Annotated in this window: 24 protein-coding genes; 14 read left to right on the plus strand and 10 right to left on the minus strand. The window is 73.0% G+C overall.

Going from position 1 to position 25228, the window contains the following annotated elements:
* Positions 1-828 (minus strand): N-acetylglucosamine kinase (locus IE97_RS0133290; RefSeq protein WP_234331882.1); only part of this gene is annotated, 828 nt, incomplete at its 3' end.
* Positions 829-836: 8 nt separating this feature from the next.
* On the opposite strand from IE97_RS0133290, the gene IE97_RS0133295 reads away from it, so the two are divergent.
* Positions 837-2105, plus strand: coding sequence for a glycoside hydrolase 5 family protein (locus tag IE97_RS0133295; protein WP_030248944.1), 1269 nt, complete (start codon positions 837-839; stop codon positions 2103-2105).
* Positions 2106-2130: 25 nt separating this feature from the next.
* Here the strand turns inward: IE97_RS0133295 and IE97_RS0133300 are convergent, their stop codons facing one another.
* On the minus strand, positions 2131-3615 hold the full coding sequence (locus tag IE97_RS0133300; RefSeq protein WP_030248948.1) for a glycoside hydrolase family 3 N-terminal domain-containing protein: 1485 nt from the start codon (positions 3613-3615) through the stop codon (positions 2131-2133).
* 227 nt (positions 3616-3842) lie between these two features.
* On the opposite strand from IE97_RS0133300, the gene IE97_RS0133305 reads away from it, so the two are divergent.
* Entirely contained in the window at positions 3843-6704 is a 2862-nt protein-coding gene (locus IE97_RS0133305) for a branched-chain amino acid ABC transporter substrate-binding protein (RefSeq protein ID WP_030248951.1), read from the plus strand.
* Positions 6705-6712: 8 nt separating this feature from the next.
* Here the strand turns inward: IE97_RS0133305 and msrB are convergent, their stop codons facing one another.
* The 4 genes from msrB to IE97_RS0133325 all read right to left on the minus strand — a co-directional run bounded on the left by msrB (position 6713) and on the right by IE97_RS0133325 (position 10027).
* The gene (msrB, locus tag IE97_RS0133310; protein ID WP_030248953.1) at positions 6713-7120 is read right to left on the minus strand and encodes a peptide-methionine (R)-S-oxide reductase MsrB; all 408 of its coding nucleotides are present in this window, start codon (positions 7118-7120) and stop codon (positions 6713-6715) included.
* A 13-nt stretch (positions 7121-7133) separates the two neighbouring features.
* On the minus strand, positions 7134-8525 hold the full coding sequence (gene murC / locus IE97_RS0133315) for a UDP-N-acetylmuramate--L-alanine ligase (RefSeq protein ID WP_030248956.1): 1392 nt from the start codon (positions 8523-8525) through the stop codon (positions 7134-7136).
* Between the two features lie 69 nt (positions 8526-8594).
* Positions 8595-9068 carry an indole-3-glycerol phosphate synthase gene (locus IE97_RS0133320; protein WP_199809848.1) on the minus strand — a complete coding sequence of 158 codons (474 nt, stop codon included), beginning with the start codon at positions 9066-9068 and terminating at the stop codon, positions 8595-8597.
* A gap of 155 nt (positions 9069-9223) precedes the next feature.
* A complete protein-coding gene (locus IE97_RS0133325) occupies positions 9224-10027 on the minus strand; it encodes a pyrimidine reductase family protein (RefSeq protein ID WP_030248964.1) in 804 nt (267 codons plus the stop codon).
* Positions 10028-10253: 226 nt separating this feature from the next.
* Here IE97_RS0133325 and zapE point away from each other — a divergent pair, with 226 nt between their 5' ends.
* From zapE to IE97_RS0133355, 6 genes are all read left to right on the plus strand, one after another.
* Positions 10254-11354, plus strand: a complete 1101-nt coding sequence (gene zapE, locus IE97_RS0133330) for a cell division protein ZapE (RefSeq protein ID WP_030248968.1) — start codon at positions 10254-10256, stop codon at positions 11352-11354.
* Between the two features lie 199 nt (positions 11355-11553).
* The gene (locus IE97_RS0133335) at positions 11554-11982 is read left to right on the plus strand and encodes a hypothetical protein (protein WP_030248972.1); all 429 of its coding nucleotides are present in this window, start codon (positions 11554-11556) and stop codon (positions 11980-11982) included.
* A gap of 81 nt (positions 11983-12063) precedes the next feature.
* Positions 12064-12645, plus strand: coding sequence for a carbonic anhydrase (locus IE97_RS0133340; protein WP_030248975.1), 582 nt, complete (start codon positions 12064-12066; stop codon positions 12643-12645).
* Between the two features lie 14 nt (positions 12646-12659).
* The gene (locus tag IE97_RS0133345) at positions 12660-14153 is read left to right on the plus strand and encodes a SulP family inorganic anion transporter (protein ID WP_030248978.1); all 1494 of its coding nucleotides are present in this window, start codon (positions 12660-12662) and stop codon (positions 14151-14153) included.
* 168 nt (positions 14154-14321) lie between these two features.
* Complete coding sequence (locus tag IE97_RS0133350) at positions 14322-15176, plus strand: slipin family protein (protein ID WP_030954231.1); 855 nt, start codon at positions 14322-14324, stop codon at positions 15174-15176.
* 90 nt (positions 15177-15266) lie between these two features.
* Complete coding sequence (locus tag IE97_RS0133355; protein ID WP_030248985.1) at positions 15267-16649, plus strand: PhoX family protein; 1383 nt, start codon at positions 15267-15269, stop codon at positions 16647-16649.
* A gap of 149 nt (positions 16650-16798) precedes the next feature.
* Here the strand turns inward: IE97_RS0133355 and IE97_RS0133360 are convergent, their stop codons facing one another.
* The gene (locus IE97_RS0133360) at positions 16799-17284 is read right to left on the minus strand and encodes an SRPBCC family protein (protein WP_030248988.1); all 486 of its coding nucleotides are present in this window, start codon (positions 17282-17284) and stop codon (positions 16799-16801) included.
* Positions 17281-17655, minus strand: a complete 375-nt coding sequence (locus IE97_RS0133365) for an ArsR/SmtB family transcription factor (protein WP_030248991.1) — start codon at positions 17653-17655, stop codon at positions 17281-17283. The genes IE97_RS0133360 and IE97_RS0133365 overlap by 4 nt, the downstream gene beginning before the upstream one ends.
* A gap of 86 nt (positions 17656-17741) precedes the next feature.
* On the opposite strand from IE97_RS0133365, the gene IE97_RS0133370 reads away from it, so the two are divergent.
* The 3 genes from IE97_RS0133370 (at position 17742) to IE97_RS0133380 (ending at position 20377) form a co-directional block, all read left to right on the plus strand.
* Positions 17742-19259, plus strand: coding sequence for an FAD-dependent oxidoreductase (locus tag IE97_RS0133370; protein ID WP_030248994.1), 1518 nt, complete (start codon positions 17742-17744; stop codon positions 19257-19259).
* A 62-nt stretch (positions 19260-19321) separates the two neighbouring features.
* A complete protein-coding gene (locus tag IE97_RS0133375; RefSeq protein ID WP_030248997.1) occupies positions 19322-20179 on the plus strand; it encodes a polysaccharide deacetylase family protein in 858 nt (285 codons plus the stop codon).
* A gap of 18 nt (positions 20180-20197) precedes the next feature.
* Positions 20198-20377 carry a hypothetical protein gene (locus IE97_RS0133380; protein ID WP_030249002.1) on the plus strand — a complete coding sequence of 60 codons (180 nt, stop codon included), beginning with the start codon at positions 20198-20200 and terminating at the stop codon, positions 20375-20377.
* On the opposite strand, the gene IE97_RS0133385 is transcribed toward IE97_RS0133380, so the two are convergent.
* Together IE97_RS0133385 and IE97_RS0133390 are read right to left on the minus strand one after the other, a co-directional pair.
* Positions 20369-21040 (minus strand): hypothetical protein, encoded by a 672-nt coding sequence (locus tag IE97_RS0133385; protein ID WP_030249007.1) that lies wholly within the window; start codon positions 21038-21040, stop codon positions 20369-20371. The two genes, IE97_RS0133380 and IE97_RS0133385, sit on opposite strands and share 9 nt — an antisense overlap.
* Positions 21037-21903, minus strand: a complete 867-nt coding sequence (locus tag IE97_RS0133390; RefSeq protein ID WP_030249011.1) for an ABC transporter ATP-binding protein — start codon at positions 21901-21903, stop codon at positions 21037-21039. The genes IE97_RS0133385 and IE97_RS0133390 overlap by 4 nt, the downstream gene beginning before the upstream one ends.
* Before the next feature lie 42 nt (positions 21904-21945).
* Here IE97_RS0133390 and IE97_RS0133395 point away from each other — a divergent pair, with 42 nt between their 5' ends.
* The 3 genes from IE97_RS0133395 (at position 21946) to IE97_RS43235 (ending at position 25089) form a co-directional block, all read left to right on the plus strand.
* Complete coding sequence (locus IE97_RS0133395) at positions 21946-22683, plus strand: aminoacyl-tRNA hydrolase (protein WP_030249016.1); 738 nt, start codon at positions 21946-21948, stop codon at positions 22681-22683.
* Positions 22684-22782: 99 nt separating this feature from the next.
* On the plus strand, positions 22783-23232 hold the full coding sequence (locus tag IE97_RS0133400) for a DUF7144 family membrane protein (protein ID WP_030249019.1): 450 nt from the start codon (positions 22783-22785) through the stop codon (positions 23230-23232).
* A gap of 126 nt (positions 23233-23358) precedes the next feature.
* Positions 23359-25089, plus strand: coding sequence for a DUF692 domain-containing protein (locus tag IE97_RS43235; RefSeq protein WP_030249024.1), 1731 nt, complete (start codon positions 23359-23361; stop codon positions 25087-25089).
* The last annotated feature ends 139 nt before the right edge of the window (positions 25090-25228 follow it).

Consider the following 25228-nt stretch of genomic DNA (forward strand, 5'->3'; position numbering starts at 1 on the left):
TGCGGGGGGACCGGCCGCTCCGGTGTGCGCGGGGCCGGCCGGCTGTCCCCCGGCGTGGTCCAGGGCGGCAGGCCCGGTCAGCGGCGGTACCGCCGCGTGCCGCACGTCGCCCGACGTCCGCTCCGCGCGGCCCTGGACCACGCCCGGGGACAGTCTCCGCACCGCGCCACCGGCCACGCCGCCGGACGCCCCGCCGGGCAACACGTCGCCCGGCACCCCGAGTTCCCGTCCCACCGCCTCCGCCAGGGAGGTCGGCGCTCCCCTCCCGTCGGCCATCCGCAGGGCAGCCCGCACCGCCGCCCGCCCGATCCAGAAGCCGCTGCCGTCGTCGCCGAGGAGCCAGCCGTCGCCGTCCACGGTGGCGCTGGCGCGGCGGTCAGTGATGCGCACGGCGACCGCGCCGGTGCCGGCGACCAGGGCGAGACCGTCGGCCGGGGTGCCCGGTGCGGAGGCGAAGGCCGCCTCGATGTCGCTGCGAACGACGGGCGGGCCGGCGTCGATGCCGAGGCCGCGCAGCGCGGCGGTGAGAGCGGCCAGGGCGTTGCGCCGCCCCGGTTCGTCGGCGAAGGCGTCCGTGGCCCCCGCGAATCCGCCGGCCACGGCCACCACCCGGCCCCGGTCCGGCTCGGGCACCGCCTGCCCGACGGCCTCGGCGAGGTGCTCGGTGAGCTGCGGCACGGGCACGGTCAGGGCGTTGCCCGGCCCGGCGGCGCCCTCGCCCAGCGGACGTCCGTCCTCGGCGGCCGCCAGGACCGCCCGGGTCCGTGTGCCGCCCGCGTCGAGACCGACCACCAGATCTCGAGCTTCCTGGTTCAATTCATTACCCATCGACGACTATGGTGATTGATGCATTCACCCAGGGCAAGCCTCGACCCGAGGAGGATCCCATCCCCACGCTCCGCTTCGGCGTCAACTACACGCCCCGCCGCGGCTGGTTCCACTCCTGGCACGACTTCGACGCGGCGCACGTCCGCGAGGACCTGGACCAGATCGCCTCCCTCGGCCTCGACCACGTCCGGGTCTTCCACCTGTGGCCGCTGCTCCAGCCCAACCGCACGTTCGTCCGCCCGGCGGCCGTGGACCAGCTGGTCCGCCTGGTCGACCTGGCGGGCGAGGCCGGTCTCGACGTCCTGGTGGACGGCGTGCAGGGCCATCTGTCGAGCTTCGACTTCTACCCGGAGTGGACCCGTGGATGGCACCACCGCAACGTCTTCACCGACCCGGGGGCCGTCGCCGCCCAGGCCGACCTCCTGCGCGCCCTCGGCCGCGCCCTCGCGGACCGCCCCAACCTCATCGGACTCCAGCTCGGCAACGAGCTGAACAACCTGGTCGAGCACAACCCGGTGGCCCCGGACGAGGTGGACCGCTATCTCGACACCCTGCTGGCCGCCGCCCGCGAGCACCTGCCCCCGGACCGGCTCGTGACCCACTCCGCCTACGACGCGGCCTGGTACGGCGACGACCACCCGTTCACTCCCGAGGCCTCGGCCCGCAAGGGTGACGTGACGACCGTCCACCCCTGGGTGTTCTCCGGCGACTGCGCCCGCCGGTACGGCCCCCGCTCCCCGCAGGTCCTGCACCTCGCCGAGTACGGCACGGAACTCGCCAAGGCCTATGCCGAGGATCCGGCCCGCCCGGTCTGGGTCCAGGAGACCGGCGCACCCGAGCCGCACATCCCGGCGGCCGACGCCCCGGAGTTCGCCCGGGCGACGGTACGGAACACGGCCGGGTGCTCGGGGTTGTGGGGTGTGACCTGGTGGTGCTCGCACGACGTGGACCGGTCACTCGCCGACTTCCCGGAACTGGAGTACACGCTGGGCCTGTTCGACGCGCGGGGCCGTGCCAAGCCGATCGCGACGGCCCTGGCCGACACCGTCGCCGAGGTTCGCGCGGGGCACCATCCGGCCCGCCCCCGCGAGACGGCCCTGCTCCTGGACTGCACGCACTCCTCCCGCTCCGTCTCCGGTCCGGGCGGCGCGTACTTCGAGGCGTGGATGGAACTGCGCGCACAGGGCGTCCGACCGGCGGTGGTCCCGGCCGCGCGGGCGGACGACACCGCCTACCTCGCGGCGCGGGGGGTCAAGGACGTCGTACGCGTGCCGTAGGGCCTGCCTGACAGGCCCCACGGGGCTACACGCCCGTCAGCACCTCGGCGAGGGCCCGCAGGTTCACCCGTCCCCGCCCGTAGGAGCAGGCCGCGCCGCCCTCCGGCAGCCCGGTGTCGACCCGTACGGCATCGGGCCGCCGGGACAGCAGGGCGGCTCGTATCCGTTCCTGCCAGGGGTACAGCCCGGCATCGCAGGTGGCGACGACCAGTGGTGCGCCACCGGCCGCGCGCAGAATCCGCGCCACGACGGCGGGCGGGTCGGCCGGCTCCCCGGTGACCGCGGTTCCGGTGGCCGTGGGGTCGACGGCGCGTACCTCCGTCAGCAGGTCCTCGCCGCCCCAGTTGAGCGCGGGGTGCGGTGGCGGGAACAGGTCGACGACGTGAGCGCCCCGCACGGCCGGCGGCCCCGGGAGCGCGCGGACGGCCCGGCGCGCCGCCTCCGGCCCCGCTCCGGTGTCCCAGCCGGCGGCCTCCCCGGCCGGAACCGCGTACCGCTCGGCCAGCCGCCGCACCCGCCCCGCGGCCTCCCGCACCCGCTCCTCGGGCAGCACCCCGGAACCCAGCGCGCCGAGCACGGCGTCCCGGCAGGCGAGGGTGACCTCCAGGTGCGGTACGGCCACGATGACCTGGTCGGCGCCGGCGGCGAGGGCGATGCGCGCCCCGGCGGCCTCGCCGTAGCGGTCGGCTATCGCCCTCATCTCCAGGGCATCAGTGACCAGGACCCCGTCGAAGTCGAGCTCGTGGCGGAGCAGGTCGCCCAGGATGCGGCGGCTCAGGGTGGCGGGCCGCTCGGGGTCGAGCGCCGGGAAGACGACATGGGCACTCATGATCATCGGCACCCCGGCGGCCACGGCCGCGCGGAACGGTTCGAGGTCGGACCGCAGTTCGTCGTGCGACCGGGGATCGACGGCGACGCCGTGATGACTGTCGGTCTCCGTACCGCCGTGCCCCGGGAAGTGCTTGGCGCAGGAGGCGACGCCCCGCCGCTCGGTGGCGGCGATCCAGGCCCGCAGGTGCCGGGCGGCGAGCACGGGTTCGGCGCCGAAGGACCGGGTGCGCACGATCGGGTTGCGCGGATGGTGCTGGAGGTCGGCGACCGGGGCGTAGGAGACGGTGATGCCGAGCGAGGCGAGATGTCCGGCCAGGGCGTCGGCGCAACGCGCGGTCAGGGCCGGGTCGTCGGCGACGCCCAGCGCGAACGCCCCGGGCACGTCGGGAGCTCCGGCACTCACCAGGTGCCCGATCCCGCCGCCCTCGTTGTCGATCCCCACGAGCAGGTCCGGCCGGATGGCCCGCAGCTCGTCGGTGAGCCTCCGCACCTGCTCGGCGTCCCGCACGTTGCGGGTGAACAGGATGACCCCGCCGAGTCCCCGGTCGACGAGCCGCTTGAGCTCGTCGGGGACTCCCGCCGTGCCGTCGAACCCCGCGACGAGACAGCGGTGGGCCGCTTCGTCGAGGTCGACGGGGAGAACGGCGGGGCCTGTGGGCGAGTGCGCGGAGTTGGTCACCCCGCACATGTTCTGACTCGATCAGCCACAAGTCAACAACGTGATGGCTCATTCATTCAAAGCCACCGTGACGGGCCGGCCCTGCGGAACGTTCTTGAAGTTCCCTCGTCCCCCACTCGCATCCCACCGGCACCCGCTAGCCTCATGAGACACCGAAAGTGAACGGGGGGTTGCTCATGGTGAATGCCGAACGCACGCCGCCGGACTGCCCTGGGGCGCATGACGGCATGCCGGCGAGTGGAGCCGGGCTCCACATCCAGGACCAGCTCGAGATCCTCATTCAGGACTTCCGCACGAGCACCGAGCCTCCGATGCCGGTGTTCGTCGTGCACGCCCAGGAGAGCACGGACGACGACGCGGTGACCGGCCTGGTCCGGCAGCTGCACGCCGGCCAGGAGGCGCACGGCACGCGCTGCGCGGTGGCGCAGGACACGTACGACGGGGCCACCGAAGTGCGCCGGGCCGCCGCGATGGTGCGCGCGCTGAGCGATCCGAAGAGGTGGGGCGGCCCGAAGGCGGTCTACCGCCGCTACGCGTTTCCGCGGCTCCGGCTGGTGCACGCCATCGACGACGCGGTGGCGGCCCTGGGCGACACCTGGCCCGCGCCCGCCCCGGGCAGCGCCGAGGCCGGTCAGGACCAGCGGCAGCGCCTGCTGAACCAGCTGGCCCAGCAGCGCTGGCGGCCGAGGAACACCGCGCGCTGGCGCTCGGGTCTGCCGCTGTTCGACATGGCGCACATTCTCCCCGCGAGCCTCGTGACCGTGCTCGCGGCGCTGCTGGCGCGCAGCGAGTGGTACGTGGCGGTGGGCGCCGGTCTCGTCTTCCTGCTGCTGCTCACGGTCCTCAACTACGCCCTGCCGGGGCGGGCGCCGATCTTCCTGTGGCTGCGCCGGGAGAGCCGCTGGTTCATGACGACGACCTTCCTCAGGGCGGCGGACCAGGAGGATCCCACCGAGGTCTCGCTGCTCAGGCCGGTGCGGTCCTGGAAGGCGATCGCGGCCCGGGCGTACGACGTGGCCGAGGCGCTCACGGCGGGCGGCGACTTCCACCTCCAGCTGTGCGTGCTGGCGCTGCGGGAGGACCTGCGGGACAACCACCGCCGCTGGAGCTGGGACCTGCGCGGCTTCAAACGGCCGCGCCCGCCGATGCTGTTCCTGCCGCACGCGGACACCGGCAACGGCGGCATCGAACTGATCCGGGCCATCAGCGACGTCCGCAGCCGGCGCAGCGAGCTCGATCCGCTGCTCGTGGTCGCCGCGGTGCGCGCCCAGGACGTGCCACGCCTGGAGCGCAGTGTCATCCCGGCGACGTCCGAGCCGGAGGCCACTCCGCCCAGGTTCAGCGAGCGGCTGCGCACCTGGTACCGGGAGTGGGGGCGCAACCTGCGCGCCGAGCAGTCGCCCAGCCGGGAGCGGTCCGTGCTGCCCTGGGTGATGAAGATCCCGCTGCCGCACGACCAACTCGTTCCCGTGGAGGAGCGCAGCCGTCATCTGCGGGCCTCCACCCGGCCCACGCTCGCCCGGCTGGTGTGGGCCCTGCACACCCTGGTCCTGGTGATCGCCCTGCTGACCGCCGGAACCGTCATGCGGGCCGACGCCCTGCACGACCGGTACTGCTCGGCGTCCGTGCTGACCGCCAACCGGGACACCCGGCGCGAGCGGACGCCCGGCGGCGGCACGGAATGCATCGGCATCGCGACGGACGGCGTCCGCTTCGCCGACTGGCTGCCCGCACCCCCCGAGCCCGCCGACGAGGTCACGGCCCTGACGGCCGACGACGCATCCCCCTGGACGGTCGAGGACCTGGAGGACCGCATCGCGGGGCAGAACGCCGACGTCCTCGCCCACCACCCCGGCAAGTACGTCACCGTCGTCTACGCCGGGCCGCTCAGCGCCGACCCCGCTGACGGCTCCTCGCTCGTGAAGGGCGCCGAGGAACTGGCCGGGGTGTATCTGGCGCAGGCCGTCATCAACAAGAACTCCAGCGTGAAGCTGCGTGTGCTGCTCGCCAACGGCGGGGTGGACCTGGGCCGGCAGAAGGAGATGGCCGAGGCGGTCGCGGCGTACGCCGCCGAGGATCCGACCGTGGTGGGGGTCGTCGGCACCGGCCGGGACCTGAAGTCGAGCCGGGCGACGACCCGCACGCTGCTGGAGGCCGGCCTGCCGGTCGTCTCCGGCACGAACTCCGCCACCTACCTGCCCCGCGAGTTCGCCAACTGGTTCAGCCTGGCCGCCACGGACCAGTGGCAGACCGAACAGCTGGGCCTGATAGCGGCCCAGCTACGCACACCGAAGCGGCGGCAGTACGCCCTCGTCCTCGCCCGCGACACCGCGAAGACCAACGACCTGTACACCGACGAACAGGCGCGCTACGGCCAGCACATGCTGCGCCGGCACGGCTTCACCGTGCTCGATCAGCGCCGCTACACGCTCAGCGGCGGCACGCCGGAACTCCGCTCGCACGCCCAGGAGATCTGCCGGCGCGGCCGGGTCCCGTCGGTGATCTACTTCGCCGGCCGGGTCGAGGACATCGACCCCCTGATGAGCCAGATGAGCACCGAGCCGGGCTGCGCCGGAACACCCCTGGCCATCCTCACCGGCGACGATCTGTCCAAAGCCGACTTCACCACCGGCAAGCAGTCCGTCGCGCCGGAGGTCACGCTGTACCACGCGGCCCTGGCCGAGCTGGAGAAGGCCGCCGCCAGGACGACCTTCTACCTGGACGCCGCCACGTACCTGCCGGGGCTGCGGGACCGGAGCCCGCAGTACGACAGTCCCGCCCTGGACAGCGGCCAGACCGCCCTGGCACACGACGCCACCCGCGCCCTGCACTGGGCGGCCACCCGGGACGACCGGCCCCAGAGCCGCGCCTCGACCTGGGTGAACCTGCGCAACGTCAAGATCGAGGGCATGGCCACCGGCACCATCGACTTCACCCGTGCCCCGCTGTACGGCGACCGCGCCGGTCACAGCATCGTCCTCAAGGAGGTCCGCCGCGCTGGCGATGGCACCTCCACATCCCGCGTGCTGTGCAGCCGCGTCGCGGGTGACACCGAACGCCTCACACGGAAGGAGTGCGCGATCGGCTGAGCGCCGCCTCAGCCCCCGACGGGCGTCAGCCGCAGCGCGATGCTGTTGATGCAGTACCGCTGGTCCGTGGGCGTCGGGTAGCCCTCCCCCTCGAAGACGTGTCCGAGGTGCGAGCCGCACCGTGCGCAGCGCACCTCGGTCCGCACCATGCCGTGCGAACGGTCCTCGATCAGCTCCACCGCGTCGGTGTCCTTCGGATCGAAGAAGGACGGCCAGCCGCAGTGGGACTCGAACTTGGTGTCCGAGGTGAACAGCTCGGCGCCACAGGCACGGCAGGAGTAGACGCCCTGGGTCTTGGTGTCGGTGTACTCACCGGTGAAGGCGGGCTCCGTGGCCGCCTGGCGCAGCACCGCGTACTCGCCCGGGCTCAGCTCCGCGCGCCACTGCTCGTCCGGCTTCTCGACGTCGTACGGCATGAGCTCCAGCCCCTCAGTTCGACAGACGGTCCAGGATGCGCGGGCCGAGGTCGGTGACGTCGCCCGCTCCCATCGTGAGAACGAGATCCCCCGGCTTCGCCATTCCCGCGATCACCGAGGGCACGTCCGCCTTGTCGTGCACCGGCGTCACATCGGCGCCCGCGGCCCGGGCCGCCTCGATGATCAGCTCGCTCGTCACGCCGGGGATCGGGTCCTCGCGGGCCGGGTAGATGTCGAGCACGACGGAGGCGTCCGCGAGGGCCAGGGACTGCCCCATCTCCTTGCCCAGCTCCTGCGTCCTCGAGAAGAGGTGCGGCTGGAAGACGACCAAAATGCGGGAGTCGCCCACCGCCGCGCGCATCGCCTCCAGGTCGGCCGTCATCTCCGTGGGGTGGTGGGCGTAGGAGTCGATCACCTGCACGCCGGCGGCCTCGCCCTTCAGCTGGAGCCGCCGCTTCACGCCCGTGTAGGCCGCCAGCGCCGGGGCCAGTTCCTCGGCGGGGATGCCGAGCGCCGCACCGGCCGCCAGCGCGGCCACCGCGTTGTGCGCGTAGTGGCGGCCGGGGACGGAGACCGTGAAGGTCAGCTCCTTGCCCTCCAGCGCCACGGTGACCTCGCTCTTCAGCCCCTGCGGCACGACCGACAGGATGCGCACGCCGGCGTCCTCGGACTCGCCGTACGTCACCACCCGCACCGCGCGTTCCGCGACCCGGCGCGTCAGCTCCCGCGCGCCCTCGTGGTCGGCGGAGATCACCAGCGTGCCGCCCTCGGTGACGCGGTCGACGAACGTCTCGAACGACTCGTGGATCGCGTCGATCGAGGCGTAGTTCGCGTGGTGGTCGAGCTCGACGTTGAGGACGATCGCGACCTCGGGGGCGTACTTGTGGAAGCTGCGGTCCGATTCGTCCGCCTCGGCGACGAAGATCTCGCCCTCGCCGTGCAGCGCGTTGGAGCCGGGCTCGTCCAGGTCGCCGCCGATCGCGTACGAGGGTTTCAGGCCCAGCGCGCTCAGCGACACCGCCAGCATCGAGGTCGTGGTCGTCTTGCCGTGCGTACCGGCGACCGCGATCGGGCGCAGGCCTTCCATCAGCGCGGCGAGCGCGTCGGAGCGGTGCACGACCGGGATGCCGAGCTCCGCCGCGCGGGCCAGCTCGGGGTTGTCCTGCCGGATCGCCGAGGACACGACCACGCAGCTGGCGTCGTCGGCCAGGTGGTCCGCGGCGTGCCCGATGTGCACCGTCACGCCCAGCGCCCGCAGCGCCTCGGCCGTCGCCGACTCCTTGGCGTCACTGCCCGCCACGACGGCGCCGCGCTGCGCGAGGATCTTCGCGATGCCCGACATTCCGGCCCCACCGATGCCGATGAAGTGCGGTCGTTCCATGGCGGGAGGAAGGCCGGGTGCCATGCAGATCTCCAAGAGCGTTCCGGGACGGTTAGCGCCCCCAGCCTATTGCCTTCGCGGGACGAGGACGCCCTACGCCTTGCTGTGCGAGAACAGCTTCAGCACCGGCACCCCCACCTTGTGCCGGGCCCGGGACGCCCAGTCCCGGTGGAAGAACTCCTCCACGTAGTGGGGGTCGGTCAGCACGATGACCTCGTCGGCACCGGCCTCCTCGACCAGGGATTTCAGCGCGTCCAGCGGGTGGTCCTCGATCAGCCGCCCTTCGGCCGGGCTTCCGGAGGCCCGCAGCGCCGCGAGGGAGACCTCCAGCGCCCGTTGCCCCACACTGAGCGCCTCCTGGCCCTCCGGGGTCTCCCCCTCCCGCACGGCCTCGTCGAGCTCGCCGAGCGCGACGTCGTCGATGGCTCGCAGCAGCCGGTCCGCCTGCTCACCGCGCGGCTGGAGCAGCACGTGGAAGGAGACCTCCTCGTCCCCGTGCAAGGTGGTGACGAACTCCACGTCGGCGGACGTCAGGGCCTTTTCGATCATCAGTACGCTTGTGAACACCAGGCGCCCCTTCTGCTCCGGGGCCGATGGCCCCACTCCTGCCGTGGGCCGGCCGGGCCCTGCGGAAACCATCCTGCCCCGTGTGCGCCGCGGGTGACCGGACCGGCGGCATCTGTACCGAGGTGCCGTTACCCCGTGGCGCGCGATTCAGTACGTCAGGCCCGCCCGTACCTCGTGAACAGGAAGCCGTCCTCCTCCAGCATCGACACCAGTGCGAAGCGCTGCGGCACCGTGACCGCGGGGCCACCGGCGATGCGCTGCGCGTCGCCCGCGGTGAGCATCGGGGAGACGGTCAGGCAGAGCTCGTCGAGCACTCCGGCCGCCACCAGCTGTCCGAGCAGCCGCGGGCCGCCCTCGGTCAGCAGCCGGGTGTGGCCGAGTCCGGCGAGGGCCTGGACGGCGCGGGCCGGATCCACGCCGATCCCGTCCCCGGCGGCCAGCACCCGCGCGCCCGCCTTCTCGGCGGCGGCGACGCGGTCCGGGGCGGCCGAGGCTCCCGTGAGGATCAGGGTGGGCACCAGGGGCGAGGTGAACAGGGGGAGCGAGAAGTCCAGGTCGAGGCTGGCGGTGACCACCGCGATCGCCGGTGCCGGGGCCTGTCCGGCCGCCTCCCGCATCGCCGCGAAGTCGGCACGCGCGCGGGCCGGGCGGTACCCCTCCCGGCGCACGGTCTCCGCGCCGACCACCACGACGTCCGCCAGGGCCCGCAGCGTGCCGAAGATCCGCATGTCGGCGGCGCTGGAGATGGGCTGCGAACGGCCGTCGTGCTGGGCGGCCCCGTCCAGCGTGGACACCATGTTGGCGCGCAGCCACGGCGCCGACCCCTCGGGGCCCGGCTCGGGATAGGCGTAAGCGGCGGCCAGCTCGTCCAGGCTCCACTCCCGCCCGGCACCGCCCACCGCCCCCTCACCCGGGGCCGGAGCTGCTGTTTCATCGGTCACAGGGAACAGACGTCGCATGCCGTGCAGTGTTCCACGCGCCTGAGGGCCTGTCCGGCGGACCAAGCCGTAGGGCGCGGGGCCTGGCACGCCCATCTGCGGCGTTGTTGTCACTCGCCGACGCTCCGCGTCTACTCCTTCCTCCGCCTTGCAGCTGGACGCACCAGCCCCCGCTCGTCGGCGTTACCAGGTCAGCGTGAGATCCGGCACGGCTTGGTCCACCGGACAGGCCCTAGCATGGTGAACCGTGTCCTCTTCCCCCGCCCCCTCCGGTACCGGCCCGATAACCGACGCGGCCCCGCTCTCCCTGTGTGCCCGTGAGCCGCGCGTTCCCGCGGACCGGCTGGTCGCCGAGATGGTGCCGCCGCCACGGTTCGACTCGGTGCGCTTCAGCACGTACATCCCGGACCCGAACCAGCCCAGCCAGTCGGAGGCCGTCCAGGTCCTGGAGAGCTTCGCGGCGAGCCTCGACCGTGCGGCGGGCGGTTCCGGCAAGCGGCGGCTGTTCGGATTCGGCAAGGCGCCGAAGAAGGCCCCGGCCGGCCCGCGTGGCGTCTACCTCGACGGCGGTTACGGCGTCGGCAAGACCCACCTGCTGGCCTCCCTGTGGCACGCCACCCCCGCCGAACCCGGACTCAAGGCGTTCGGCACCTTCGTGGAGCTGACCAACCTGGTCGGCGCCCTCGGCTTCCAGCAGACCGTTCAGACCCTGTCCGGCCACCGCCTGCTGTGCATCGACGAGTTCGAGCTCGACGACCCCGGCGACACCGTCCTGGTCTCCACCCTGCTCGGCAAGCTCGTCGACGCGGGGGTGGCGCTCGCCGCCACCTCGAACACGCTGCCGGGCAAGCTCGGCGAGGGCCGGTTCGCCGCGGCCGACTTCCTCCGCGAGATCCAGGGCCTGTCGGCGCATTTCCGCCCCCTGCGCATCGACGGCGAGGACTACCGCCACCGCGGCCTGCCCGCGGCGCCGCCGCCCTACTCCGACGAGCAGGTGACCAGGGCGGCGCACGCCACCGAGGGCGCGTCCCTTGACGCGTTCCCGTCCCTCCTGGAGCACCTCGCACGGGTCCACCCCAGCCGGTACGGCGCTCTGACCGACGGAATCGAGGCCGTGTGCCTCACCGGAGTGCGGCCGGTTCCCGACCAGTCGACGGCCCTCAGGCTCGTCGTGCTCGCGGACCGGCTCTACGACCGCGAGGTGCCCGTGATGGCCTCTGGCCTGCCCTTCGACCAGCTGTTCAGCGAGGAGATGCTGAACGGCGGCTACCGCAAGAAGTACTTCCGGGCCATCTCCCGGCTCACCGCCCTGGCCCGCGACGCGGGCCGACTCGCGAACCCCCGGTGACCACGAGCCCAATACCGCGCCCAACTACCGTGAAGTAAGGGCTGATTCGCGCCAACCCAGCCACGGTTTTCAGGCTCTCTTCAGCTTGAAACGTTAAGTTAACCCTGCAAACGACTTTGCAGGGTTAACGTGTTTCTTGACCAGTCATTGACCAAGTGTTGGTCAGCGCTAGGCGTGTCGAGCACCTGAAGGGGGGCGCATGTACCGAGGTACGACGGCACGGACCGTGGTTTCGCTCCTCGCCGCCGTCCTGCTCGCCCTTCAGTTCTTCGCACCGACCGCGTCCTTCGCAACCGCGCACACGACCAGTCAGGTCGAGGCCAAGGCTCATCCCGGAACCAAACCCTCCGGCAAGTCCTCGCGTCCCGGACCCGAGTTCTCCGGGAAGGCAGTGCGCGACGAGATCACCTCGTGCCGCGCCGGGCACCACGGGGACCCGACCGGTCCCCTGCGGACCCGCCTCCGGTCCCAGGCCGCCACCTCCGCGCACCCGGCGCCCGAGCGGCCGCTGCTGAGGCACATCCAGCCGACGGCGGAGGAACCAGTCATCCCCGGCGCCGCGCATCAACGCACGCCGAGATCCTCGGTGTCACACACCCCGGCAGCGCTTCAGATCTTCCGCTGCTGAGGAACAGAGCCGTTCCATCCCCCACCTCTGTCATGCCCGTCCGACGCGCCCCCACGCGCGCCAGGAGGAGTCACCACACTCATGCAACCCCTCATCGACAACGCCCGCATGTTCGGACAGCGCCCTGAGGAGTTCGCTCGCCTCGCCGAGGGTCAGTCCCCCGACGTCCTGTTCATCACCTGCTCCGACTCCAGGGTCGTACCGGCCCTGATCACGGGCGCCCGGCCCGGCGAGCTCTTCGAGCTGCGCACCGCGGGCAACGTCGTCCCGCCGTACACCTCCGCCACCCCCACCGGTGAGGCGGCCACCATCGAGTACGCCGTGCAGGTGCTCGGCGTCCAGCACGTCGTGGTGTGCGGCCACTCCCACTGCGGCGCCGTCGGCGCGGTGGTGCGTCACGACGATCTCGCCGCCGTACCCGCGGTACGCGACTGGCTCGCCCACGCGGCGGACGAGCCCAAGTGCTCCGACCCCGCCGACCCGACGGTCGCCGAGGCCGTGCAGAACCACGTGCTGACGCAGCTGCTGCGGCTGCGGTCCTACCCGTGCATCGAGAAGCGCCTCGAGGCGGGTGAACTCCAGCTGCACGGCTGGTACTACGAGGTCCACACGGGCGTCGTGCGGGAACACAGCACGGAGTCCGACACGTTCGAGACGCTCTGAGGGGGCCGGTGACCATGCTGTCCAAGTTCCCTTACCTGAAGCAGGACTTCCTCGCCTCGATCGTCGTCTTCCTGGTGGCGGTGCCGCTGTGCGTCGGCGTGGCGGTCGCCTCCGGTGTCCCGGCCGAGCTCGGCCTCATCACCGGCATCGTCGGCGGTCTCGTCACCGGGCTGATGCGCGGCAGCAGCCTTCAGGTGTCCGGGCCCGCGGCCGGTCTCACCGTGCTGGTCTTCGAAGCCGTCAGCGAGTTCGGAGTGGCCACGCTCGGCGTGATCGTGCTGCTCGCCGGACTGCTCCAGCTCGCCATGGGCTTCCTCGGCATAGGCCGCTGGTTCCGCGCGATCTCCGTCTCCGTCGTCGAGGGCATGCTCTGCGGTATCGGACTGGTGATCATCGCCGGTCAGATCTACGCGGCGGCCGGCCTGAAGGCCCCGGAGTCCGGACTCGGCAAGATCGCGGGGCTGCCCGGGGCGTTCGCCGACGCGCTCGGCAGCACCAAGGCCCTGACCTCCCTCGCGATCGGCGCGGGCACCATCGCCGTCATCGTGCTGTGGAAGAAGATGCCGAAGGCGGTCCAGACCGTGCCCGGCGCCCTCGCGGCGGTCGTCCTCGCCACGGTCGCCACGCTCGCCTTCAGCCTGCCGGTCGCCACCGTCCAGGTGGAGGGTCTGCTCGGCGTCATCCAGCCGCCCGGGGCCGAGGCCTTCGGCGAGCTGGCGAGCCCGGCCATCTGGGGCACCATCCTCGCCTTCGCGCTGATCGCCTCCGCGGAGAGCCTGTTCAGCGCGGCGGCCGTGGACCGGCTGCACAACGGCCCGCGCACCGAGTACAACAAGGAGATGATCGCCCAGGGCGCGGGCAACACCCTGTGCGGTCTGCTCGGCGCGCTGCCGATGACCGCGGTCATCGTGCGCAGCTCGGCCAACGTCGCCGCGGGTGCCAAGACCAAGGCGTCGCGGGTGCTGCACGGCGTGTGGCTGCTGCTGTTCGCCGCCGCGATGCCGTGGGCCCTGGCCCTGATCCCGATCCCCGCCCTGGCCGGCATCCTCGTGCACGCCGGCTGGAAGCTGATCCCGTTCCGTCAGATCACGGCGCTGTGGCGGGCACACAAGGGTGAGGCGCTGATCCTCGTCGTCACCGCCGTGTCCATCGTCGCGGTGAACATGTTCGAGGGTGTGCTCATCGGTCTGGCCCTGTCGGTCGTCAAGACCGCCTGGGAGGCCTCGCACGTCAAGCTCGAGGTCATAGACAAGGGCGCCGGCCCCATCCAGGCGTACCTGTCGGGCAACGCGACGTTCCTGCGGCTGCCGAAGATCCTGGACAGCCTGGAGAGTCTGCCGCAGGACCGCCCGGTCGAGCTGGACCTGAAGGGCCTGCACCACCTCGACCACGCCTGCCGCACGGCCCTGGAGAGCTGGGCCGAGCGCCACAGCGCGGCGGGCACCGAGCCGGTGAAGGTCATGGAGCCCGAGGAGTCGTCGGAGAGCGAGAAGGTGGCGGCGGCCTAGCGACCGACCGGAAGGCCGGCAGCCACCGGTCCGGGGTGCGCAGAGCATGCGCGCCCCGGACCTTCGCGTGTCCGGGCCGGCCCGGACACCGAGGCATGGCCCCCGCCCAGCATCCGGGCATATCGTTACAGGAGCAGACGAATCGGGACCTCTGGACGGGAGGTCGTCATGCTCGAAGAGCTGGTCGCGGCGGTTGTGGCCGCCGGGGCCGCCGGTCTGGTCTATCTGACCGCGGCGGCGCGGGTCGTGAAGCAGTACGAGCGCGGGGTGGTCTTCCGGCTCGGCCGGCTGCACGGCGACGTACGCCGGCCCGGTTTCACCGTGATCGTCCCCGCGGTGGACCGGATGCGCAAGGTCAACATGCAGATCGTCACCATGCCGGTGCCCGCCCAGGAGGGCATCACCCGGGACAACGTGACCGTGCGGGTCGACGCGGTCGTGTACTTCAAGGTCGTGGACCCGGGCGCCGCGGTCGTCAACGTCGAGGACTACCGCTTCGCCGTCTCCCAGATGGCACAGACCTCGCTGCGCTCGATCATCGGCAAGAGCGAGCTGGACGACCTCCTGTCCAACCGGGAGAAGCTCAACCAGGGCCTGGAGCTCATGATCGACAGCCCGGCCGTGGAATGGGGCGTGACCATCGACCGCGTGGAGATCAAGGACGTGTCCCTGCCGGACACGATGAAGCGTTCCATGGCCCGCCAGGCCGAGGCCGACCGCGAGCGGCGGGCGCGCCTGATCAACGCGGATGCCGAGTACCAGGCCTCGAAGAAACTGGCCCAGGCCGCCCACCAGATGGCGGACACCCCTTCGGCGCTCCAACTCCGGCTGCTGCAGACCGTGATGGCCGTGGCGGCGGAGAAGAACTCCACCCTGGTGCTGCCCATCCCGGTGGAGCTCCTGCGGTTCCTGGAACGGGGCCGCGAGGAGGGCCGGCAGACGCCCGCGGACGACAAGGCGGACGACGACGTCGACAAGACCGAACGGGCCATGGAGGACCTGCGGCGCGCCGTCGAGCGATGACGCGCGCTACGCGCGTGGTTCCGGCGAACCGCACCAGGTGATAGACACAGCGGGATCACTGTTCCTGTCCGCCAGCAGGAAGGTTTCCCCATGACCGAAAACGGTCGTTCCGCCACACGACGTCAGGTGCTCGCCGGGACGGGCGCCGCGGGCCTCGGGATCGCGTTCTCCGGCGCCCTGTCAGAACTCTTCGCCGGTACCGCCGCCGCGCAGCCCCTCGGCCACGACGGCTACGGCCCGCTCGTGCCCGACCCGAAGGGCCTGCTCGATCTACCGAAAGGCTTCAGCTATCGGGTCCTCTCCCGGCAGGGGGACGAGCTCCGTTCGGGTGAGGGCAAGGTCCCCTCCAACCACGACGGCATGTCGGCCTTCGCCGGCAGAGCCGGCCGTGTCCACCTGGTCCGCAACCACGAGAACCGCGCCGACGGCAAAATCCCGGTCCCGGCCGTCGAGGGCCTCACCTACGATCCGGCCGGCAAGGGCGGCTGTACGGCACTGACGCTGGACTCGCGGGGCCGGGTGCTGTCGGAGCGGGTCGCGATCGCCGGTACCGCCGTGAACTGCGCGGGCGGCCCCACTCCGTGGGGTACCTGGCTGACCTGCGAGGAGACCGAGGACAAGGCCGGCACCAACGGCTACACCAAGGACCACGGCTTCATCTTCGAGGTCGACCCGGTCGACCCCCGCCGCACCGGAGCCGTACCGCTGACCGCGATGGGCCGCTTCCAGCACGAGGCGATCGCCGTCGACCCCCGGCGGGGCGTGGTGTACGAGACGGAGGACGCCTTCGAGAAGCCCTTCGGTCTCTTCTACCGCTTCCTGCCGGAGAAGCCGCTGGGCGGCCGGGGTTCGCTGCGCGCGGGCGGCCGGCTCCAGGCCATGCGCGTGCCGGGCGTACCCGACCTGTCCACCATCCAGGACATCGGCGCCGAGTTCGACGGCGTCGAGTGGGTGGACGTCCCCGACCCGCAGGCCGCGGGGACGCCCATCCGGTTCCAGGACTTCGGCCGCGGAGGCATCACGCACGCGCAGAAGCTGGAGGGCTGCTACTGGGGCGGCCGGTCGGTGTACTTCGTGTCGTCCTTCGCGCGCCGGTCGGAAGGTTCCGCGGCCGACCACTACGGGCAGGTCTGGCGCTACGACCCGGAGCGCCGCAGGCTGACCCTGGTGATCGTCTTCGGTCCGGACAGCGACCTGCAGCTCCCGGGTGAGTCGCCGGACAACATCTGCCTGGCGCCCAGCGGCGGCCTGATGGTCTGCGAGGACGGCGAGGGCGCCCAGCACGTCTACGGAGTGACCCGGCGCGGCGAGGTCTACGCGATGGCCCGCAACCGGCAGACCATCGGCACCCCGGAGGAGCCCGAGTGGGGCGAGTTCGCCGGTGTGACCTTCTCCCCCGACGGCGACACGATGTACGTCAACTGCTACAGCCCCGGCACCACGTTCGCGGTGACGGGCCCCTGGCGCTGTTAGCCGCGGCCGCTCCGGCCGGGGCGGCGGGCGCGGAACCCGGCGCCCTGGCGGACCGTCGAGGTACCGGACCGGACGCGACCGGCCGCAGCGGTCGTGCCCGCGCCCGGCCGCGGCAGTCCTGACGCGGCAGTCCTGACGCGGCCGGACGGTCAGGCGGCGAGCAGGGCGTCGATCTGCCCGACGGCCTCCTTCAGGCCCTCCTCCATGCCCATGGCGGCCAGCTTCTCCATCTCCTCGCGCGTGTCGAAGAGTGAGCGCATCTCCATCCGGGTGCCGCCGCCGTGTTCACTGAGGCGCACGCGCACGGACATGGTGGGCATGTCGTCCTTGGGTTTGCCGTCGTCGTCGGCGAAGCCGTCGGTGAACTCCAGGGACGTCGGCGGGGTGACCGAGGAGACCCGCCACCAGCCGCGGTACCGGTCGCCCTCCGGGCCGGTCATGAAGTAGGTGACCTCCCCGCCGGGGGTCAGATCGTGCTGCTCCACGGTCGCCGGATAGGCCGGCGGGCCCCACCAGCGCTCCAGCTGCCGGGGGTCGGCCCACAGCCGCCAGACCCGCTCGACCGGGGCGGCGAAGTCGGCGATCAGAGTGAGGGTGAGGTTGTCGAGGTCCTTGTCGACACTGGTGACACTCATCTCCGGGGTCCTTCCGTGGTGTCGTTCTCTGCGGTTTCCGGGTCCTCCGCGAGGAGCCGGGCCATCCGGTCCACACGGCCGCGCCACGCCGACTCGAGCTCGTCGAGGGCCTGGCGTGCGCGGCCCACGGCGTCGGGGTCGGTGCGCACGAGCTGCTCCCGTCCGCTGCGCTGTTTGGTGACGAGACCGGCCCGCTCCAGCACCGCGACGTGCTTCTGCACCGCCGCGAAGCTCATCGGATAGGCCTCGGCCAGCCGGGACACCGACAGCTCCCCGCGCACACATCGGCGCAGTATGTCCCGGCGCGTGGTGTCGGCCAGGGCGTGGAACAGCCGGTCCACCGTCTCGTCGTTCAACTCATCTACAACCATTTGGTTGTAGATTACCTCTGCCGGGCCCGTCCCGTAAAGCGACACATCGGACACTGGATCGGGCGGACGGGGGTACTCGGCGACCCATGAGCGAGAAGCAGCAGGTCAGCAGCTCGTACTGGCTCGAAACGGCACCGGACGGCCGTCATCCGGCTCTGACGGATGACCTGGACGTCGACGTGGCGGTCATCGGCGCCGGCATCGCCGGACTGAGCACGGCATGGGAACTCACGCGGGCCGGACGGAGCGTGGCGGTGCTGGAGGCCGGGCGGGTCGCCGCCTCGGTCACCGGGCACACCACCGCCAAGGTCACCGTCCTGCACTCGCTCGTCTACGACAAGCTGCGCCGCACCCGCGGCCCCGAGGGCGCGCGGCTGTACGCACGCTCGCAGTCCGAGGCGCTCGAGCACGCGGCCGCCATCGTCGACGAACTGGGCATCGACTGCGAGTGGGAGACCAGGAGCGCCTACACCTACGCCTGTGACGCGGGCCGGGTGGAGGAACTGCGCGCCGAGGCGCGGGCCGCGGCCGAGGCCGGGCTGCCCGCCTCGTTCGTGACGGAGACCGGGCTGCCCTTCCCGGTGGCGGGCGCGGTCCGGGTCACCGGCCAGGCCCAGTTCCACCCCCGCAAGTACCTCCTGGCCCTCGCCGCCGACCTGGTGGGACGCGGCGGGCGCATCTACGAGGACACCACCGTCCTCGGCATGGACGAGGGCGAACCGTGCCGGCTGTCGACGGCTGCCGGGGCGACGGTCCGGGCCCGGGACGTCGTCGTCGCGACGCACTACCCGATCTTCGACCGGGCACTGCTGTTCGCCCGTTTGTCGCCGCGCCGCGAGCTGGTCGTCGCCGGGACGATCCCCGCGGACCAGGACCCCGACGGCATGTTCATCACTCCCGACGAGGGCACCCGCTCGGTGCGCACCGCGCCCTACGAGGGTGACCGGCGCCTGCTCGTGGTCACCGGCGAGCACTTCACGCCCGGCACGGGCGACCCGCGGGCCAGTTTCGAGAACCTCACCGCCTGGGCCCTGGACCACTTCCCGGACCTCGACATCACCCACCGCTGGGCCACGCAGGACAACGACCCGACGGACACCGTGCCGATGGTGGGGCCGCTGCACCCGGGCGCCCGGCACGCCTATGTGGCCACCGGCTTCGCCGGCTGGGGCATGACCGGCGGCATCATGGCGGGCCGTCTCCTCACCGCGCAGATCACCGGCGAGGAGTGCGCCTGGAGCGGGCTGTACGACCCGCGCCGGGTGAAGCCCGCCGTGCGTGAGGCGCCGTCGTTCCTCAAGACACAGGCCAAGGTCGCCGGGCACTTCGTGGGCGACCGGCTGCGGCCGTCGCCGCCGGTGGAGTCCCTGCCGCCCGGCGAGGGCGCCGTGGTCCGTGCCGACGGTCACCGCGTCGCGGTCTACCGGGACGACGACGGCGCGCTGCACGCCGTCTCCGCCCGCTGCACCCACCTGGGCTGCCTGGTCTCCTTCAACGGCGCCGAACGCGCCTGGGAGTGCCCCTGCCACGGCTCCCGTTTCGACACGGACGGCAAGGTGATCCAGGGACCGGCGACCAAGCCGCTGGAGCGGCGGGACATCTGACGGTCGGGTGACAACCGCACGGTGCGGGCATATCCGGGTGATCCCGCTCATATCTTCATACGGTGATCGCCTTTCTCCGTCGGGCCGGCCTGGTGTGCGCCCTCGGCGCCGCCCTCGCCGCCTGCGGGACCGCCCATCCGCCGCGGAAGGCGCCCCGCGCGCCGGTGTCCGCGCCGCCGTCGAGGCCCCCGACCCTCGCGCCCGGCCCGGCCGGGCTGACCCCCGTCTTCGAGCACGGCTCCCGCACCCGCGGCAGGACCCTCGCGCTCACCTTCGACGCCGACATGACCGCCGGGCAGGGGGCGCGGGCGGCGGCGGGTGAGCGGTTCGATCATCCACGGCTGATCTCGACGCTGCGCGCGCTGCAGGTGCCGGCCACCGTGTTCATGACCGGGCGGTGGGCCGAGGAGTACCCGGACCAGGCCCGCTCCATCGGCCGGGACCCGCTCTTCGAGGTCGCGAACCACTCCTACAGCCACTACGCGTACACGCGGGACTGCTACGGCCTGCCGGTCGTGCCCGGGGAACGGATGCGATCGGACGTGGAGCGGGCGTACGCCGCCTTCCGGACGGCCGGCGTGCGCGATCCGATGCCGTACTTCCGCTTCCCCGGCGGCTGTTACGACCGGCGGGCGCTCAGGGCGCTGACGCCGACCGGCGTGACCGCAGTGCAGTGGGACGTCGTCGGGGGCGACGCGTTCGAGACCGACGCGGACGTGGTCGTCCGGCAGGTGCTCGACGGGGTGCGCCCGGGGTCGGTGGTCGTGCTGCACTGCACGCGCAGTGCCGCTCCGGCGACCGAACGGGCGGTGCGCGCGATCGTGCCCGAGCTGCGCGGCAGGGGCTTCCGGTTCGTGAAGGTCTCCGAGCTGATCGGGGCGGCGGACGACGGTGCACGTCCCGGCCCCCGAGCCCGCTGACCGTCCTACGCTGGCCGTATGAGCGAGAACGACTACTGCCTGATCGACGCGACCAGGCCGCCCCTGGCGGACGGACCGCCGTACGCGGAGTGCGTGCTGTGCCGGGAGCCGACGGAGTACCCGGAGGCGTACAAGGGCATCACGCTGTGCCCGGCGTGTGAGTGGCGGGAAGCGGAGCGCACCACCTGCTCAGGGTGACCTGCGGGCCGCCAGCGCACCGGCCAGGGCCAGCGCGGCGGCCGTGACCAGGGCTGCCGCGGCCAGGGGCAGCAGCGGCAGCGGGACGGTGCCCGACCGTGAGCCGGTCACCAGGCCCTGCACCGCCGCCTGCGCCGGAGAGCCGGTGGCCACCAGGGACAGCAGCGTCGCCAGCAGCAGCGCCAGGACGGCACGGCCACGCGACCGCAGGAGCGGGCGGCTGGTGAGCGCGCCGACGGCCGTGCCGAGCAGGGCGCAGGCCAGGGCGGCGAGGAGCCCGGCCCCGCAGGCGGGGGCGAGCGGTACCCGGGTGCGGTGGTCGGAGGCGACGGGGTCGCTGAGCAGGGTCACCAGCAGGGTCGCGACCGTGCCGAGCGCCGCCGCCGCGGCCGGTGCCACCAGCAGACAGGCCACGTGGGCCCGCGCCGGCCCGACGGCCGCCGCCACGCAGCCGCGCGCGGCGTCCGGCTCACCTGTGACGCAGATCCGCGTCAGCCAGGCGGCGACCGGCAGCAGTGCGGCGGCGGAGTAGCCGAGCGAGTCCAGCACCGGCTGGCCGGCCTGGACGCTGACCGCGAGGAAGGCGGCGTACAGCAGGAACGGCGGCAGCCAGCGCTGCGAACGCAGCAGGAGGGCGGCGTGGTAGCGCAGCAGGGCGGTCATCGGCGGCTCCCGGACGTGTCGTCCCGCTGGGACACGCTCACCACGTGCCAGGGCGGGCGGGCCGTGAGGAGGGTGCGGAGCAGGACGTCGGAGTGCGGGGCGGGGACGGTCAGGCGGTAGCGGCCCGGCCCGGTCTCCTCGGCCGAAGTGGCCGTCCGGCGCACGTCCTCCGGGAGCTGTCCGTCCGGTGGGCCCTGCGTCTCGACGGTCATGTGCGGGCCGGTCGGCACCGCCTCCCGTGACGTCTGCGGGACGAGGCGTCCGTCGTGCACGGCGTAGGTCGCGTCGGGCAGCCCGGCGAGGCGGCGCGGGTCGTGGTCGACGAACACCACGGAGCCGCCGGCCGCCGTGCGCTCCGCGACGGCCCGTTCGAACTCGGCGCGGGCATCGGCGTCCAGACCGGTCCAGGCCTCGTCCAGCACCAGCAACTCCGGCTCCCCCAGCAGGGCCTGCGCGACGGCGACCTTCTGGCTGGTGCCCTTGGACAGCCGGGCCATCGGCGTCCCGGCGTACGCGGCGGCGCCGAGGCGTTCCAGGCACTCGCCCGCGGCACGGACGGCCGCCGCGCGGGTCAGGCCGTGCACGGTGCCGAGGTGGGTGAGGTAGCCGAGGGCGGTGAACGGCAGGGCCGCCGGAAACCGCTCGGGGACGTAGGCCGTGCGCGGGCGGCCGGTGATCCGGCCCTCGCTGGGGGCGTCGATTCCGGCGAGCAGCCGCAGGAGGGTGGACTTGCCGCTGCCGTTGGCGCCCTGGACGCGGACGAGCCGGCCCGGTGCCACCGTCAGGTCGACGCCGCGTAACACCCAGGGGCCGCGCAGACCATAGCGGCGGCCCGCGTTGTGAAGGCACAGGTCGGGTCGCATGCGGCCATCCTGCACGATCTGACGGCTGGCACACTGGGATTCGTGAGCGAAGACCCCACGCCCGTGAGTGACAGCCCCTTCCGGTCCGAACCCTCGGCACGCGACGCGGCACCGCAGTTCGTGATGCCGCTGGTCGTGCGGATCGAGCGTACGGACCCGCCGGCGCGTACGGACGCGCTGGAGACGGCCGCGCGGGCCGTGCTGACCATCCTCGCTGACGAACGGTCGGCCGACGACGGCGAGTGGGCCCGTGCCATGCGCGACTGGCAGGACGCCCGGATCCGCAAGGTGGTGCGGCGGGCCCGGGGCGCCGAGTGGCGGCGGGCCGAGGCGCTGCCCGGCATCACGGTCACCGGCAAGTCGGCCCAGGTGCGGGTCTTCCCGCCGGTCCCGCTGGACGGCTGGCCCAAGGACCTGGCCCGGCTCCAGGTCTCCGGCACCGACCTGGACGACCCGGAACCGCCGGTGGACGCGGACGCGACCGCACCCGTGCTGTGGCTGAACCCCGAGCTCGGCATGTCGGCCGGCAAGGCGATGGCCCAGGCCGGGCACGCCGCGCAGCTCGCCTGGTGGGAGCTGTCCGGCGAGGAGCGTGCCGCGTGGCGCGACGCGGGCTTCCCGCTCGCCGTACGGACCGCCGAAGCGGCCCGCTGGCCCGGACTGACGGGCAGTGGACTGCCGTTGGTCCGCGACGCGGGGTTCACGGAGATCGCGCCCGGCTCGTGCACGGTCGTCGCGGACCACCCCGCGCTGCGCCGGGGACGCCGGGACCTGTCGTAGGCGCTCCGGCGGCCACCCGTTCGGCGTAGCCGCGGGCGCGCCGGTCGCGGCCGAGTGCTCCAGTGGGGTTACCGGACAACCCCGACTCAGGAGGCAGCCATGACCAGCGCCGCGCCCTCTCCCTCCGCCGACGACCGGACGCCCGGCGGTTCCGGCTCCGGCGGTGTCGACGATTCCTCGACGGCCGGAGATCTCGCTCTGAGCGGCACCCTGATGGTCGTCTACGGCCTCTTCGCGGTGTTCCAGGGCATCGCGGCGATCGCGAACGACGAGGTGTACACGAGCTTCGGCGACTACGTCTTCACCTTCGACCTGACGGCGTGGGGCTGGATCCACCTGGCCGTCGGCGTGCTCGTGGTGGCAGCCGGGTTCGGCCTGTTCACCGCTGAGCCCTGGGCGCGGGTCGTGGCCGCGGTCGTGGTCGGGCTGGCGCTGATCGCGAACTTCATCTGGCTGCCGTACCAGCCGTTCTGGTCGATCATCATGATCGTGACCGGCCTGTTCGTGCTGTGGTCGGTGTTCAACTACCGCTCCTCACGCACGATGTAGCCGCCGGCCCGGCCCGCACCGAACCTCAAATGTTGCTCTGAAGGAGGGCGGGGCGGGGTTCGGGGGCGGACGGCTGGGCCATACCCCCCTCACGTTCGGGATCGGGCCGTGCGGAGGAGGGGGACGATGGTGCGACTGGGGACGGGCATCGGGTGGCGACCGGAGATCGCGGACGCCGTGGAGCGCATGCCGGGCATCGACTGGGTCGAGACCGTGGCGGAGAACGTCTGCCCCGGGCACCTGCCCGAGTCGCTGCGGCGGCTGCGCGAGCGCGGCGTCACCGTGGTGCCGCACGGCGTCTCGCTCGGCCTCGGGGGTGCGGACCGGCCCGACGAGGGACGACTGGCCGCGCTGGCGGAGCGGGTGGAGGCGCTGGGTTCGCCGCTGGTCACCGAGCACATCGCGTTCGTACGGGCGGGCGGCGCGCTGACGGCCTCCCCTCATCTGGAGGCGGGCCATCTGCTGCCCGTCCCGCGGACCCGGGACGCGCTCGACGTGCTGTGCGAGAACGTGCGCATCGCGCAGGAGGCGCTGCCGGTGCCGCTGGCCGTCGAGAACATCGCCGCGCTGATCTCCTGGCCGGGCGAGGACATGACGGAGGGCCAGTTCCTGTACGACCTGGCGGACCGCACGGGCGTGCGGCTCCTCATCGACGTGGCCAACCTGCACACCAACCACGTCAACCGGGGCGAGGACCCGGCCAAGGCCCTCGCCGAGCTGCCTCTGGAGGCCATCGCCTACGTCCATGTCGCGGGCGGCTTCGAACGCGACGGCGTCTGGCACGACAGCCACGCCCACCCGGTTCCGCGACCGGTCCTCGACATCCTGACGGACCTGGCGTCCCGGGTGTCCCCGCCGGGGGTTCTGCTGGAACGGGACGAGAACTTCCCGGAGCCGCCGGAACTGGAGCGGGAGCTGGGGGCGATCCGGCGGGCGTTGGACGCGGGGGCTGTGGAGCGGGTGAAGACGGAGGTGCGGGCGGCGGGCAGCGCGGCCGCGCGGCGAGCCTGGGCCGCCGCCGGACAGTGTGACGAGTGGGACGCCGCCGGTGAGGTGCGCGCGGGGAGGGACGCGGCTCGGCGGGCCGGGGCGTCCCGCCCTCAGCAGCACGCCGCACGCGATGCGGGAGCTTCCGCCGGAGGACGTGCCGATGGGGCCGGCCGTCGACACCGCGACCCACACGAAGCCGACGCCTCCGCCCTGCGGCGGGCAGCGGCGGCCCGCCCTCAGCACCGCGGCACACACGGGGCCGAAGCCTCGGCCCGGCGGCCGGAAAGGGCGACGCCCGGCACACAGCCGATGGGCGGCGAGCCCGGTACACGGGTCGCCGGCGGGCGGCACGGCGAGACCCACGGCACCGGGGGCACCGGTGCCGGGCGGCCGGGCGGGGAGGCCGGGGCGACACGGGGCGCCTTCGGCCTGCCCCGGCCCGGTGACGGCGGAGCCGCTCGGCAGCGGCTCGGCCTCGCGCAGGCCGCGCTGCTGTCCGCGCTGGTCGCCGGGACGCCCGTGCCCGAGGGGTTCGACCGGGTGCGGGTCGGTGTGCAGGCCCGGGCGCTGGCGGCGAAGCGGGCCGATGTCGTGGCCAAGGTCGCACCCGAACTGCCCGCGATCCTGGGGTCCGGCTACCGCCCGGCCTTCCTGTCCTACGCCCAGACCCGGCCGATGACCGGCGGCTACCGGCATGACGCCCTCGGCTTCGCCGAGCACCTGCTCCACGCCGGGCGGCCCGGGGACGCCCGGGCGCGGCGCGAGCTGCGGGCGTGGTGGCTGGAGCGGTCGGGGCCGGCACCGCGCTCCGGGCGCCCGGCCCACCGGCTCGTCCGCGCCACGCGCAGGGCGCTGCTGCGGCGTTGAGGGCAGCCACCCTGCCCGCTCCTCTCGGACAGCCGAGCACCCCGCACCGGCATCGGCGGCCCCGGCCGCGGATCCGCACGGTCGGGTGACGCACGGCTCCACCGCCCCCCCTCCCCCGTGGCCGCCGACGCCGGCCCGC

The organism is Streptomyces sp. NRRL S-455, assembly GCF_000717875.1.
In the GTDB taxonomy this organism is placed as follows: domain Bacteria; phylum Actinomycetota; class Actinomycetes; order Streptomycetales; family Streptomycetaceae; genus Streptomyces.